General features: G+C 48.1%; 12 protein-coding genes and 1 tRNA gene. 5 read left to right on the top strand and 8 right to left on the bottom strand.

The features are described 5' to 3' along the window. Positions 1-199: 199 nt before the first annotated feature. Complete coding sequence (locus tag ACXYMU_RS18530) at positions 200-1,363, bottom strand: glycoside hydrolase family 43 protein (protein ID WP_458987906.1); 1,164 nt, start codon at positions 1,361-1,363, stop codon at positions 200-202. Positions 1,364-1,628: 265 nt separating this feature from the next. Here ACXYMU_RS18530 and ACXYMU_RS18525 point away from each other — a divergent pair, with 265 nt between their 5' ends. Then, on the top strand, positions 1,629-2,918 hold the full coding sequence (locus ACXYMU_RS18525) for an FAD-binding protein (RefSeq protein WP_458987905.1): 1,290 nt from the start codon (positions 1,629-1,631) through the stop codon (positions 2,916-2,918). Between the two features lie 439 nt (positions 2,919-3,357). On the opposite strand, the gene ACXYMU_RS18520 is transcribed toward ACXYMU_RS18525, so the two are convergent. From ACXYMU_RS18520 to ACXYMU_RS18500, 5 genes are all read right to left on the bottom strand, one after another. Next, positions 3,358-5,193, bottom strand: a complete 1,836-nt coding sequence (locus ACXYMU_RS18520) for an NACHT domain-containing protein (protein ID WP_458987904.1) — start codon at positions 5,191-5,193, stop codon at positions 3,358-3,360. A gap of 164 nt (positions 5,194-5,357) precedes the next feature. Continuing rightward, positions 5,358-5,441, bottom strand: a tRNA-Leu gene (locus ACXYMU_RS18515). 11 nt (positions 5,442-5,452) lie between these two features. After that, positions 5,453-5,986 (bottom strand): Fe-S protein assembly co-chaperone HscB, encoded by a 534-nt coding sequence (gene hscB / locus ACXYMU_RS18510; RefSeq protein WP_458987903.1) that lies wholly within the window; start codon positions 5,984-5,986, stop codon positions 5,453-5,455. 142 nt (positions 5,987-6,128) lie between these two features. Continuing rightward, a complete protein-coding gene (locus tag ACXYMU_RS18505; RefSeq protein ID WP_458987902.1) occupies positions 6,129-6,419 on the bottom strand; it encodes a putative quinol monooxygenase in 291 nt (96 codons plus the stop codon). Positions 6,420-6,599: 180 nt separating this feature from the next. Next, positions 6,600-7,376, bottom strand: a complete 777-nt coding sequence (locus ACXYMU_RS18500) for an SAM hydrolase/SAM-dependent halogenase family protein (protein ID WP_458987901.1) — start codon at positions 7,374-7,376, stop codon at positions 6,600-6,602. 97 nt (positions 7,377-7,473) lie between these two features. Between ACXYMU_RS18500 and ACXYMU_RS18495 the strand changes: the two genes are divergently transcribed. From ACXYMU_RS18495 to thiL, 4 genes are all read left to right on the top strand, one after another. Next, the gene (locus tag ACXYMU_RS18495) at positions 7,474-8,511 is read left to right on the top strand and encodes a PhoH family protein (RefSeq protein WP_458987900.1); all 1,038 of its coding nucleotides are present in this window, start codon (positions 7,474-7,476) and stop codon (positions 8,509-8,511) included. A 125-nt stretch (positions 8,512-8,636) separates the two neighbouring features. Then, positions 8,637-9,065: a GNAT family N-acetyltransferase gene (locus ACXYMU_RS18490; RefSeq protein ID WP_458987899.1), complete on the top strand. Its 429-nt coding sequence runs from the start codon at positions 8,637-8,639 to the stop codon at positions 9,063-9,065. After that, positions 9,065-11,185: a ComEC/Rec2 family competence protein gene (locus ACXYMU_RS18485; protein ID WP_458987898.1), complete on the top strand. Its 2,121-nt coding sequence runs from the start codon at positions 9,065-9,067 to the stop codon at positions 11,183-11,185. Before ACXYMU_RS18490 ends, ACXYMU_RS18485 begins: the two co-directional genes overlap by 1 nt. Positions 11,186-11,540: 355 nt before the next feature. Further along, on the top strand, positions 11,541-12,566 hold the full coding sequence (gene thiL / locus ACXYMU_RS18480) for a thiamine-phosphate kinase (protein ID WP_458987897.1): 1,026 nt from the start codon (positions 11,541-11,543) through the stop codon (positions 12,564-12,566). A 179-nt stretch (positions 12,567-12,745) separates the two neighbouring features. On the opposite strand, the gene ACXYMU_RS18475 is transcribed toward thiL, so the two are convergent. Both ACXYMU_RS18475 and rlmD read right to left on the bottom strand, forming a co-directional pair. After that, positions 12,746-13,114 carry a hypothetical protein gene (locus ACXYMU_RS18475; protein ID WP_458987896.1) on the bottom strand — a complete coding sequence of 123 codons (369 nt, stop codon included), beginning with the start codon at positions 13,112-13,114 and terminating at the stop codon, positions 12,746-12,748. A 107-nt stretch (positions 13,115-13,221) separates the two neighbouring features. Then, the gene (gene rlmD / locus ACXYMU_RS18470; protein WP_458987895.1) at positions 13,222-14,634 is read right to left on the bottom strand and encodes a 23S rRNA (uracil(1939)-C(5))-methyltransferase RlmD; all 1,413 of its coding nucleotides are present in this window, start codon (positions 14,632-14,634) and stop codon (positions 13,222-13,224) included. Between the last annotated feature and the right edge of the window lie 77 nt (positions 14,635-14,711).

Raw genomic sequence — 14,711 nt, 5'->3', positions numbered from 1 at the left:
TGCAGGTGCATGAAAGAGCTGCCTGAACGCAGCTTGTCTCGTCCTGAAGCTATAAAAGAAAAAGCGCTGTGTAAGGTTCTGGCCTACACAGCGCTTTTTCTTTTTGCTTATTCCTGATCCAGTTAATGCAGCAGTAACATGATGCGGGTATTTTGATTTAGCGCTACCAATGGAAACATCACAGCAGCAGTGGTAGATATCAATCTTTGTTAACTGTCTTTACGCCTGAAGGCAGTTTTTGCGGGGTAGTGGTCGGGCCAGAAACTGTGATTTTTCCGGCCTCCACCAGCATACGGTCAATAAAAACCACTCTTTCGTCGCCGGTTTTGGTTGTTCTGCCGTGGTAAACGATAAACATTTCTTTACCATCCGGGGAGTAGGTGATGCTGTTATGCCCCGTACCCGTTACCACACCGCCCTGGCCGGTATTTTTCTGCAGCACCGGGTTGTTGGCTGCCTTGGTATAGGGCCCTAACGGCGAAGTTGCAGTGGCATACCCCACCGCATAATGCTGCCCACCAAAGTAATTGGCCGAGTACATGATATAGTATAAACCATCCTTCTTAAACGTGACGGAGCCCTCCGTCCAGCGGCGGTTCACTTCACGGGCCGTCACAGATCGGCTTTCCCATTCTGCCTGCTTGTCGCTGAGACGAACAGGCGGTTGCAACACCAGCACAGGCTCGCCGATAACGCCGGAAAAATCAGGTTTTAACTCCACACCGTATACCCAGCTTTCCTCTATTTCCTTATACCAGCCTTGCTTACGGGCCCAATCAGCCACCTCGCTTTCTACGGGGTGTTTGTAGGCGGCACGCGAATAATATAAATAGGCCCTGCCATCGGTATCAAAAAACACATTGGCGTCGATGATGGGGTAGCCCGGGTCGAAGACAGGCTTGTTGGCCATATCCACAAAAGGCCCCGTCGGCTTGTCGGCTACAGCCACGCCAATCCGGAAATTCTCCTCTTCGTTTGCGGGGTTCTCCTTCCACTGCGCACTGTAAAACATGTAGAACTTTCCGTTAACCTCGTATACCTCCGGTGCCCAATATGCCCCGCCCCAACTGGCTTCCGGGGCGCTCCAGCCGTTCTTGTTGTCATGAAAGTACACCTGCCCCTCGTTCTTCCAGTTCACCAGGTCTTTGGAGGAATAAGCCGCAAAGCCTTTCTCCGCTCCGCCGCCTGTGCCATACATATAATACATCCCCCCGGCGTGCAGCACGTAAGGGTCGCCAAACTGAACATCCAGCGGATTGCTATAAGTGGCCTTGGCAGTGGCTGCTTGCTTTGTTTTCTGGGCAAGCACAGGGTGAAAAGCCAGGCTGGAAAAGAGGCAAGCCAGAAGCAGGAGATTTCTCATGTTGTCGATCAGGTAATGTGAGAAAGAAAAGTACTTAAATAACTCTTAGCCGCATTATACGGGTGAGTTCAATTCCATGCCTCATCAAACAGTTCATCGCGACAAGCGGGTATAACTGATAGAGGCAAAAGAAATTGGAGAAAACTGTAGTAGCAACAAAATACGAAATATCTGCGAGCATCCCCTTTTTTAAATTAACTTGTACTACACGCGCTCAGGCGGAACATCTGCATACCCTTTTTAAATTATTCAGCCAAACACTACTATGGAAAACACACCCCAGGCAGGGAAGGAGCCTTTGCAAAACTGGGCCCGCAACTTAAAGTATAGCACAAGCAATGTACATTACCCCAAAACCGTGGCGGAAGTGCAGGCCATCGTTAGGGAAAGCGATCAGGTGAAGGCGCTGGGCTCACGGCACTCTTTTAACAGGATTGCCGATAGCCACGTGAACCAGATCTCGCTCCAGGAGATGAACAAGGTTGTGGCCTTAGACAAAAACGCCCATACCGTGACTGTGGAAGGCGGAGCCAAATACGGCGATTTCGCGACCTATCTGCATGAAAACGGATATGCGCTTCCCAACCTGGCGTCGTTGCCGCATATTACGGTGATAGGTGCCTGCGCTACGGCCACGCATGGTTCGGGCGTGAAGAACGGCAACTTAGCTACCGCTGTTTCGGGGATAGAATTTGTGAACGCTGCCGGCGAGGTGGTTACCCTAACAAAGCAACAGGACGGGGAGGCATTTTATGGAGCCGTAGTGGGTTTGGGTGCCTTGGGAGTGGTTACCAAAGTAACGCTCGACCTGCTGCCTACCTTCCGCGTGAAACAGTTGGTGTACCGCAACCTGCCGATGGAGGATCTGCAGGATAAATTTGAGGAGCTGCAGGACCTGGGGTATAGCCTGAGTTTGTTTACCAACTGGAAAAACAAGAACATCAGCGAGGCCTGGATCAAGAGCCGGGTGGAAGAAGGAGAGGCTACGACCCCTGCCCCGGAATTGTGGGGCGCCAAGCTTGCCACCCAAAACATGCACCCAATAGAAACGGAGTCGGCTGAGCACGCGACGGAGCAACTGGGGAAGCCTGGCCCGTGGTACGACAGATTGCCGCATTTTAAAATGGGCTTTAACCCAAGTGTCGGCCGCGAGCTCCAAAGCGAATACTTTGTGCCCATCGAGCATGCCTACGAGGCCATGATGGCGATACAGGAGTTAAGTGAGCAGATAAGCCCGCACCTGTTCATCTCCGAGATCCGGACGATAAAGGCTGATGATTTCTGGATGAGCCCGTGTTACAAAAGGACCTGCGTTGCCTTCCATACCACCTGGAAACAGGACGAAGAAAAAGTGATGACTCTGCTGCCGTTGATGGAGGAAAAACTGGCCCCTTTCAATCCTATCCCGCATTGGGCAAAACTTTTCACCATGTCGCCTGCAGATTTACAGGCAAAGTATCAGCGGCTGGATGATTTCAAGCAACTAATTGCCACGTATGACCCAAAGGGAAAATTCCGAAACGATTACTTGGCTAGAATCTTATACTCAGCCTAATTGGGCGAGAGATTTATAGTATAGCTAGACGGACATCCTGAAAACATATAGCCATGTGAATCTTTGACTTGCATGGCTTTTTTGTGCTAAATATATTAAGACGCTCACTCTTTGCTTTATCAATAAAACTCTTGTTCTTACAAAAAAAGTTCTGCTAGCAGTGACAAAGAGTCTACAGCAACCACAAGCCCAAAGCTGCTAAACCTATGTGTATTCATGAACTGCTCAGGCTACAGTCAAACCTCTGCAGGATATGTGGAGGGGGTAAGGGACGAGTTCAGTTATAAGGAGCTGTCTTATAAGGAGCAGCCACATTGAAAAAAATCAGTAATGTTAGATTCAATCGACTGTTCTAGTTACTATTCAAACTGTAACGAGTTTTACAGTTTATTAAGTTTTTGATAAAGTCTAGCAAGATAGTATGTCGGATTTGATCTATCTATAAATCTAACAAGCTTGTAGTGCTCTGACTTTCTTGAATTATTTCATCATTTAGTTCCTGTGCCTTCCTTTTAATTCTTTCAATCTTATCTACTAGTTCATCAACCATACCTATATCATTTATTAACCTTTCAAACTCTAACTTCCATTCTCTGAAATATATTATATAATAATGAGATGGAACTTCGATAGGGGATAATTGTGAAGTAAAATTATTAATTACGAAAGATTTTATAATTTCAGAGTGCTTACTAAAGTAAACATTCAAAGAAAGAACGCTTATTATATTGACTTTTAAATAAGTTAATACAGGGAAAGGATTACCCCATATCATATATGACATAAATGTAAAGTTATTTGGAGTATATGAAAAGTCTTCACGGAAGCTTGTTTCACGATATAAGTTCATGATAAGATCTACAACAGGGGTGGAGTCTAACTCTTTATGAATTTTATCTAACTGATTTATGAGGAAATATTTTGAAAAATCAGCTTTGTCAAGTTCTTGACATAAACTCCAAAAGTTCTCATGTCCCCCAGTAGATTGTAGTAGTTGATTCTCGAATTTCCTAGTATAAATTTTCTCTTTTTGAACTAACGGAAGATCTTTTATCAATAATGCGCAGAAATATTCTTGCAAGGATTTGTGAGGAAACTTAAATTCAACCCCATCTACTATTATGATGGCAATTGAAAGAGTTAAATCTTCTATTAAATGCTGAGTGTTGAATGATAGACTTTTAGACCTTTTTATTTCATCAAACTTACTAGTTAAATATTGAGAGTCAAATGAGTACTTTCCTTCAAACAAGGTGATGTAAGAAAAATATTTTAATATTTCTTCAAATTCTTCATTCTGAAGTCCAGTTTTTCTTTCATGTTGATAACCACCCTTCTTGGTAAAACTATCATGTTTAATTGCTAGGGTATCAAATACATTATAATAAAACTTACTCTTCTTCTTTGGGAGCTCAGGATAACTGTTAAAAGTCAATATAAACATTGAAAGTAGAAGTGGACTACTTAAAAAAATATTGTAATCCTTATTTTCAGGTCGTTCAATTGTAGTCTTAATTTTTTTTGCTAACGCTTCATTATCCTTATGTTTTAATTGTAATTCAATAAATTCTATAATTTCATCATCATTTAATGACTCTACAAAGTAATTGTTAAATCGTGGAAATGAATCAATACCTGATCCGGGTCTTGAAGTTATTAAAAAGTTATTCTTATTATACTTATCAATAAAACTTTCTAAATCAGAAGTGATTTTGCTTTTTCTAGTAGAAAATATTTCATCATAGCCATCCAGTAAAAAAATAAACTTACCACTAGATAGTAGTCGTTCTAATATGTCTTTATTCGGAGAAAGTTTGTTGTGAAAAATGACTTGATATATATATTCAATAATACTTCCATCAAAATCATTTAGGTTCCGCAGTTCTAAGACTATTGGAATTCGGAATTGATTATTTATACTGCTTAAAAAAAAGTGTTTCATCAACATTGTCTTACCGCTTCCGGCATTTCCAATGATTGTTGCAAATCTAGAAGAATCAAACAAGTCTGTTAATGATTGTATTCTCGTTGTAGAATTGCCTAGTCTTAGAGAAACTGGAAAGAAAACTGAATAGAAGTCTACATTTTCATTTCTATATAGAAAGGTCTTGGTGCTACTATATTTTCCTCTAATGTTTTCAATATAGTCTTGTAGGCCATCATTAATAAAATAAGAAACTTCGTCTTTTAAATTGCTAAACAGTTTTAACAAAGGACCTTTGAATGCATTTATTAAATAAGCAGTTTCTTTGCCAGTCATATTATTGTCATGCATGATAAGTGATATTGATGGATATGAAGAAATAGCTTTACTAAAATACGCGCAAATAAATACTTAATCCTAAGAGTTTTTCAGATTAAATTCCACCCCTAATACGTCCTCCAAAAACAAAAAAGCCCTGCAAGAATAAACTTACAGGGCTTTATTTTTTGTTCTTGTACCCAGAGCCGGAGTCGAACCGGCACGAGTGTAACCTCATTGGTGTTTGAGACCAACGCGTCTACCAATTCCGCCATCTGGGCATGTCCTTCTGCTAAGAACGTGCTGCAAACTTAGATAAACTTTCTTGAATGCGCAATAGATATTTTTTCTTCAGATAGTATGTTTTTATCTGCTGCAGGGCCTCGTCTTTTGTAACTCCATGAAGCTCAGGATATCGCTGCAAAACCGGCAGAATATCATTTTCTAATTGGGCTACCACGCCGCTGCTTTTTTCTCCGATCTCGTGCAGTTTAGCAGCGTCAAAGTCAAACTCCAGCTCCATGAGTTCCTCATTCAGCTCCATCATTTCCATCAGAAAATCGGATGGCAGCTCGTTTTTGCCGCCTTCCTCCAGCAGGCCGTGCTCCTTCAGGATGTACTGCATGCGCAGGTCGGGGTCAGAGAGGGTGCGGTAGGCATTGGTGTTTTGGGTGGAGAGCTGTAAAATCTCCTGCTGCTTCTCCTGCGGCTCGTTCGCGAAGAAATCGGGGTGGTACTCGCGGCTCAGTTTGTAATAGGTGTTTTTCAGGGCTTTCTCGTCCAGCAGAAATTGCTCTGGTATGTTATAAAAATCGAAGTAGTTCATCTTTTGCAGTTAACAGTTAGCAATAAACAGTTATCTCAGTAAACAGTTACCAGTAATCGGTTATCAATTGAGCTAACAGGTATACGTGGCAAAGGTACAGGAATTGCTAAATGTTTACTGTTAATCGTTAATTGTTCACTGTTCAAATGTTTACTGCCTTATGCGACCAGGCCTGCGGCTTGTCAGCAAAAAGCGCTTTGGTGGCTTTCCATACCTGCCCAAACAGCTCCGAGTCACGGTAGTTGTTCAGGTGCTCCTCCGAATCCCAGAGGCTGTAGGTACTGTAAATGTTAGGGTGGTTGATGTCCTGGAGTAACTCCACGTGGTTGCAGCCTGCAAAACCCTGAATCTTGTCTTTAGAAGTGCGGAAGATCTCCAGAAACGCAGCAGTCTTATCCTCCTGAAACGTCATGCGGACAATGCGAACTAACATAGTTTAATTTTGAGTGAGTGAATGAGTGAATATGTGAATATAGAAAATTATACTTTGTACTTCCAGAGAGTGTAGCTTTTGGTTCGGGCAGAGGTTTTATCCATCTATAAATTGTTAGATCAGAGCCTGTCAAAACAGAATTGTACAAACTCACTCATTCAGTCATTCAGTCATTCAAAATTAACCTCCGGGGTAAAAGCGCACATCTACCTGCGAGTCGAAGCCGAGGCCAAGCAGTTCGGCGGCGTGGCCTTTGTTGATGCCGATGCAAAGCTGCCCCTGGCTGTTGTAGATACAGCAGCAGTCGCCGTTCTCTACCTGGTTGTAGTTGGGTTGAATGTGGCCGACCGTCTCACGGCCGAAGTGAATCGTAAATGTCCGCCCGTGGGCAATGGTATCTACGCTTTCTGCCGTGATGTTTGTGATCAGGTTGCCGTAGCCATCCACATGAATCACGTGGCCTATAATAGAGTGGTCGTTCAGGCGCAGCTGGCGGTGCAGCAATTGCCGGAACTCGGTGGTGCGCTCGCCCATTACCTCAATGTCGCCACCCTTGGCCAGGTATACCGCCGCCTGGGCCAGCAGGTCCTTCGCCGGGAAAGGCATAAGGGGCGTTTCGGTTTTCAGCTCCACAATAATCTCGGGTTTCCCATCCGTCAGGAGCGAGAGCAGGCCGTTGTCAGCCATCAGGAAGAAGTGCCCTTTGTACTTGGCGGCATGGTAGCGGCCATGCTTGTTCACGTGCGTGTCTACAGCCACCAGGTGCACCGTGCCAGCCGGGAACTCCTGAAACACCGAGCCAAGCACGTAGTGGGCGTGGGCAATGTTGTAGGGTTCTATCGCATGCGAAACATCCACCACGGTAGTTTGTTGCTCCTGCGAGAGGATTGCGCCTTTCACGGCAGCTACATAATGGTCGTTATACCCAAAATCTGATGTAAACGTAATAAGAGCCATAATACGAACTATAATCCAGGTGAAATTGTAATTAATGTAATGAAATTTACTTAATTTAAAGAAATATTACCTACTTACTATATACAGGAGCATAAATTTGGTCGAGAAAATAATAACCTTAGAGAATATTTCTCTCATTGACTTTCTGGGGACAGAGAATCAGAACATAAAGCAACTGGCCGCTGCCTTCCCAAGCAGTAAAATCATCTCTAGGGGCAACGAGATCAAGATTCAGGGGCAAACACCCGAAATAACCAAGATCCACGAAATACTCGGATCGCTGATAGACCATTACCACAAGTTCGGAAAGATTACGCACAGCAGTGTAAATAGATACCTGTCTGCCGATTCTTTTACAGACGAGGAAGTGATTGTGACTTCACCGGATGTAATTATATATGGCAGCAAGGGCGGCGTGATCAAAGCCAAAACGCCTAACCAGCAGAAACTGGTGGACGCGGTGGAGAAGAACGACCTGGTGTTTGCGCTCGGGCCAGCCGGTACGGGTAAAACCTATGTGTCGGTGGCGATGGCGGTGCGGGCGCTCAAGAACAAAGAGGTGAAGAAGATCATCATCTCCCGGCCGGTAGTAGAGGCTGGCGAGAGCCTTGGCTTCCTGCCCGGCGACATGAAGGAGAAAGTGGACCCTTACCTGCGCCCGATCTACGATGCCCTCGAGGACATGATTCCGGTCGAGAAGCTGAAGTATTACCAGGAGAACAAGATCATTGAGATCGCGCCGCTGGCCTACATGCGCGGCCGAACCCTGAACAACGCCTTTGTGCTGCTGGACGAGGCGCAGAACACCACGCCAGCCCAGATGAAAATGTTCCTGACCCGTATGGGCCCGAACGCGAAGGTGATGGTGAACGGCGACTGGTCGCAGGTGGATTTGCCGCGCAACCAGCGCTCCGGCCTGATGGAGGTGCTGAACATTCTGCGGGACGTGAAGGGCATTGGCTTTGTAGAGATGAGCGCTGAAGACGTGGTGCGCCACCGTCTGGTACGCGACATTGTGCAGGCGTACTCCAAACTAGAGGAAGAGCGCCGTGCTATGCGCGAAGAAGCGAAAGCTTTGGAAGACGGCACTAAGTCGAGCTACGACCGGCGCAACCGGAAAAGCCTGACGGAGTAAAAGATAAATTAGAGTGAGAGGGAAGAGGCGCAGGATTGCGTCTCTTCCTTTTTGGTTCAGTATTTCAGATCACAATAACTTTTGGCTCATACAGGGTATACCCATCAGCCGAATTTTTATCAATTATGATTTCATCTAAAAGAGCAAAAGAGGAGCAAGACCTGAAGGCCGCCTTCCGGATTCGGGAGCAGGTGTTTGTGGAGGAGCAGCAAGTGCCCCGCGAGGCAGAGTATGACCAGCACGAAGACAGTGCCCGGCATTACCTGGCTACTTACGAAGGCATACCCTGCGGCGCTGCCCGCTGGCGCACTACGGCTGATGGCGTAAAACTGGAGCGCTTTGCTGTATTGGCGACCTACCGCAACAAAAACGTAGGGGCCGAAGTGCTGCGCAATGTGCTGGCAGACGTGCAACAGGAGCAACCCGGTAGCAAGATTTACCTGCACGCCCAGTTGCCCGCCGTTAACTTTTACAAACGCCATGGTTTCGAGCCGGAGGGTGCTATGTTCACGGAGTGCGACATCCAGCACTATAAAATGGTGTATAAAGGCTGATGTTCCGGTGGGCGCCATACCCCTTTATTCGTATCGCGCTCAGCCTGATCGCAGGCATCTTACTGTATTTCATTTGGGGCAAAGACTTCCACTACCCGCTGGGGATCTTTGCTTTTTTTGTGGCCCTGTACGTAGCGGCTTTCCTGTATGCCCGTCGCGCCCGGACAGTTGCAGCTACCAACCTGGCCGGTTTTATAGCACTCGTATGCGTCTGTAGCCTGGGCTTTTGGGCCACGCAGCTGCATACCTCACTTAACAATTCCCGGCATCTGGCATACCTGCCAGCTGCGCCAACCTATTATACAGGCGTGGTAACCGATTACGTAGTACAGAAACCCGGCTACCAGCAAACGGTTCTAGAAGTGCAGCAGGTGCAAGTGCATGGGGTATGGCAGCAAGCCAATGGCAAGGTGCAACTGTCACTTCCGCATGATGGCGCGCAAACCTATGAGGTAGGGTATGGCGATGTGCTGCTGGTGAAAGGCGCGCCGCAGTCAGTTGCGCGCACTCCCAACCCTAACCAATTCGATTACCGTGCCTACCTTGCCAACAAGGGCATTCACCACAGGCACTATTTGCAGCCCTTCCAGTTTAAGAAGATAGCCGAAGCTCCGCCGAATGCATTCGTTTACGCCAGCATCCAGCTGCGCCGCAACCTGGACCAGCTGCTGCGCGAGCACATCACAAAGCGGGAGGTTTACGCGATCTCGTCTGCGCTGATACTAGGGGTGAAAGACGACCTCGACAATGCCATCCGGAATGCTTATGCCAGCACCGGCACCATGCACGTGCTGGCAGTTTCTGGCTTGCATGTCGGGCTTATTTACGTAGTCCTCAAGTGGCTGCTCGATCTGTTTGCTCCCTCTCGTCGGCAGCGGGTATTGAAGGTCTTGCTAATCCTCGGTTTTCTGTGGACCTATGCCTTCCTGACAGGGCTTTCGCCGTCGGTGCTGCGGGCGGTAGTCATGTTTAGCATGGTGACTGTGGCAGACGGTATCCGGCGGCAAACGAACATCTACAACACCATCGCCATTGCCGCCACTGTGTTGCTCTTGCTAAATCCCTATAACCTGAAGGAAGTGGGGTTTCAGTTGTCGTTTCTGGCGGTATTGGGCATCGTTTACCTGCAACCGCGTCTCTACAACTTGTTGGAGGCAGACAGCTATGTGCTGGATAAGGTATGGATGTGGTTTACGGTAACTGTGGCGGCGCAACTCGCTACGTTGCCGCTGGGGTTATACTATTTCCATCAGTTTCCGGTATACTTCTGGTTTGCCAATTTAGTCGTGGTGCCGGTTGCCACCCTGGTGCTTTATACCGGGTTGCCTGCCTTGGCATTTGGTTGGGTGCCGGGTGTAGGGGCGTTCTTGTTTTGGGTGCATGGCGGTTTGATTCAGTGGATGAATGTGTTTAACCTTTGGGTACAGCGTATACCTTATGCCGTTTTGGATGGCATTGACATCACAGCGCAACAAACATGGCTGCTTTACCTGCTTTTATGTTTGCTGCTGCTTTTTCTGGCCCTGCGAAAGCTGACCTATTTTGCCTTAGCAACTGTGGTAACAGGCGTTTTGTCGGTGCAAACGATCGGAGAGGACTTGGAACAGGAGGACCAGCGACTAATGGCTGTCTATAAGCTGCGGGGTGAAACGGGTATCGCCTTGGTGAAGAGACAGCAGGCAACCTTGCTGACCGACTCAAGTTTGCTGCCCTCAGCAGACAGCTATACCTATAACATACTGCCGCACCTCCGGTACTTAGGCATCGAGCAGCCGCAGCGCATGCCCATTTCAGGGACTTTCACCGGCACTGGAGCCTTAGCCTATACCGTATTACCGGATAGCAACCGTATGCTGGTATGGCAGGGCAAGCGGATGCTGTTCTTGTCGCATCCACCAAAATTGCAGGCACCCCAACCGCTGTATTTAGATTATCTTTTCGTTCGCCGAAACGTGCGCCTCTGGCCTTCGGACCTGCAACGTTACAAAGTAGGCAAAGTCATTCTGGATGGCTCCAACAGCCCTTGGTACAGACAGCGCCTGCACCAGCAACTGGATACGCTGGGCATTGCCTATTATGATGTCGTAGATTCCGGGGCTTTAGTAGTGCGGTTGAAGTAAGTTGCTGTGCTCGATTTTGGTAAGCCGGTTCCAACCACCCCCAGCCCCTCCTTGTCCAAGGGAGTCCGTTCATGCATTTGTCAGTGCAGCTTTCATGGCTGCAGCTGCATACTAAAGCTGCAATTTAAAGCTATACCTATACTTAGAAGGTTAGGCGGTAACGAGTGCAATACTTCCTCTCCTGTTTTTAGAAGATGGCCGGGGAGAGGTTAAACTCCCCGCCTGGGGGTAGGGGCCCTCGAAAAACCCAGGGAGGGGCAGGAGTGCTGGCGCGGTATCGCCACAACGGCTTCCAACGCTTCAAGACATCTTCCTTCATTTTCCGTATCTTTGCAAATCCAAAAGAAAAATAAGCATGAGCGAATATACCCCTTTGAGTGAGCTTGGTGAGTTTGGCCTGATCAAGCTGATAAATGAGAAAATTGAACTGCGAAACACGTCCACCATTAAAGGCATAGGCGACGATGCGGCAGTGCTGGAGCCCCAGTCAAAGCAAATCGTTGTGTCCACGGATATGCTGCTGGAAGGTGTGCATTTCGACCTGACTTTTTGCCCGCTGAAGCACTTAGGTTACAAAGCAGTAGCCGTGAACGTGTCGGATATTGCAGCCATGAACGCGACTCCTACGCAAATTACAGTGAACGTTGCCCTTGGGGCGCGTTATACCGTGGAGGCCGTGGAAGAACTTTACGAAGGGATTCGGTTGGCCTGCGAGAACTATAAGGTAGACTTGGTGGGTGGCGACACAACCTCTTCGCATGCCGGCCTCGTGATCAGCGTAACGGCGATTGGGGAGATTGGCAAAGGCGAGGCGGTGCTGCGCAGCGGCGCGCGCGTGAACGACCTGGTGTGTGTAACCGGCGACCTGGGCGCTGCCTACATGGGCTTGCAGGTACTGGAGCGCGAAAAGCAGGCATTTCTGGCAAACCCCGAAATGCAGCCTGAACTGGAAGGCAAGCAGTATATCGTAGGCCGTCAGCTACGCCCTGAGGCGCGTATGGATGTGATCTATGAGTTGCGCGAAATGAACATCAAGCCAACTTCTATGATTGATATTTCTGACGGGCTAGCCTCCGAACTGATGCACATCTGCAGCCAGTCGGGTGTGGGCGCAACGGTGTATAAAGACAACCTGCCGGCCGACAGCCAGATGCTGGAAACTGCCGTAGAGTTTAACCTCGACCCGATTACCTGCATCATGAACGGGGGAGAGGACTATGAACTGCTCTTCACCATCCCACTGGCTGATTATGACAAGGTGAAGAACCACCCGGACATCACCGTGATCGGTAACATCACTGAGGCCAGTTCAGGCGTAAACCTTGCCAATAAGCACGGCCAGGCGTTCCCGCTGCATGCGCAGGGTTGGAAGCACTTTTAGTTACAGCGTATCACGATTCACGTATCAAGTAGCACGACAAATAAGAAGAGGGAGACCGTACTGGCTCCCTCTTCTTATTTTATGCATAGCTACCTCTATTAAGCTTAAGTCTGTGAAGAGAAGCCTCGGCGCCACTTATGTATTGTCGTGCTTCGTGCTACGAGATACGTGCTACGTCATCAATCCTCCGGGAATGGTATGAAGACGAAGTTTTGGAAGTCGTCGTCTACTACAAACAGGCAGCAGAACTCGTCGGGGTCTTTGTAGGCGGCTTTAAAGTCGTCCGCTTTATCCTCCAGCACCAGCTGGCGCTGCACGAAGTCCTCCAGGTAGGAGGCATTGATATGCCACTCCAGGGCCACTTCCTCTTTGTTTAAAAAATTAGAGCCTACCGGTACCTGCGTGCGACTAAACACAAAGATCGGGTAGTCCGATATCTTGCGCTTGCGCACCTGGTACGAGGCTTCCCGCAGTGTCTCGGCTACCACTACAAAGTCCTTGGAAATTGTGCCGAGGTATTTACCGTTTAATTCCGGATCGTTTTCCATATGTTTCTTTTTAAGATGTTAGACTTTAGACATTAGTATTTAGACTAAAAGTATCTGAGGTTTCCCTTCAGTCTAAATACTAATGTCTAGCATCTAATGTCCAAATTCTAGCGTCTATTCAACAATACTATATTCTCTACGTGGTGCGTCTGCGGAAACATATCCACGGGCTGCACGCGTGTTACGTCATACTTGGCATGCAGGAGCTCCAGGTCGCGGGCCTGCGTGGCGGGATTACAGCTCACGTACACAATGCGCTCCGGGTGAACCTCCAACAGCTTTGCCACCACGTCCTCGTGCATACCGGCGCGTGGCGGGTCCGTTATCACCACGTCCGGTCTGCCGTGTTTAGCGATCAGCTCATCCGAAAGGATGTCTTTCATGTCGCCGGCGTAAAAGGTGGTGTTTGTGATGTTATTGATCTCTGAGTTGATCTTCGCGTCTTCGATGGCGCTTGGCACATACTCAATGCCGATCACCTCGCGGCACTGCTTCGCCACGAAATTAGCAATGGTTCCGGCCCCGGTATACAAATCATACACCAACTCGTCGCCCTTTAAGTCTGCTAGTTCGCGGGTGAGGCGGTATAGCTCGTACGCCTGATCGGCGTTGGTCTGGTAGAAAGACTTTGGGCCCACACGGAATTTTATACCCTCCATCTCTTCATGGATGTAGGGCAGGCCATGGTAGCATACTACGTCCAGGTCGTGGTAGGTTTCGTTGCCTTTGCCATTCACCACATACTGCAGCGACGTTATTTCCGGGAAGGTAGTTTGCAAATGTTGCATGATGCCCTCTATGGCCTCCGCGTCGTTGCGGAATACCTGCAGAATCACCATCAACTCGCCGGTGTTGGCTGTCCGGATGATGAGGTTGCGCAGGAAGCCGTTCATTTTCAGGACATCGAAAAACTCCAGCCCATGGGCACGGCCATACTCCCGAACAGCAAGCCGTATGGCGTTCGATGGGTCTGGCTGCAGGTAGCAATGCTGTATGTCCAGAATTTTATCGAAACGGCCCGGTATATGGAAGCCCAGCGCGTTGCGGTCGAACTCTTCCCCGGACTTGATCTGCTCGTTTGTCAGCCAGCCGTTGTTTGAGAACGTGAACTCCAGTTTGTTGCGGTAATAGCGCGTTTTGGCGGAACCCAGAATCGGGTCAAACTCCGGCAACGGTACTTTACCGATGCGCTCCAGGTTGTCCTTCACCTGCTTCTGCTTGTAGTGCAGTTGCGTGTCGTAGCTGATGTGCTGCCACTTGCAGCCGCCGCATACCCCAAAATGCTCACAGAAAGGCTCCACGCGCAAATCGGAGAACTCCCGGAAAGCCACAGGCTGGGCCTCCAGGAAGCTTTTCTTCTTGCGGGTAATGCGCAGGTCCACCACGTCGCCAGGGGCCACGCCTGCCACAAAAATGACCATGTTTTCATGGCGCGCCAGGCATTTCCCCTCGGCCACCATCTCCTCGATCTTTATATTTTCGAGAATCTCGAATTTGTTCTTCTTATGCTTATTTCTCACGATGCTGCAAAAGTACGAAAATCTTAGAACTCAGTTAGCAGCGGTATAGATTTGGTGTAACTCTGAATAAAGGATCA

The sequence above is a fragment of the Pontibacter sp. CAU 1760 genome (genome assembly GCF_054482735.1).
The sequence above is the reverse complement of the archived record's forward strand: the minus strand, read 5'-3'. Positions and strand labels throughout refer to the sequence as shown.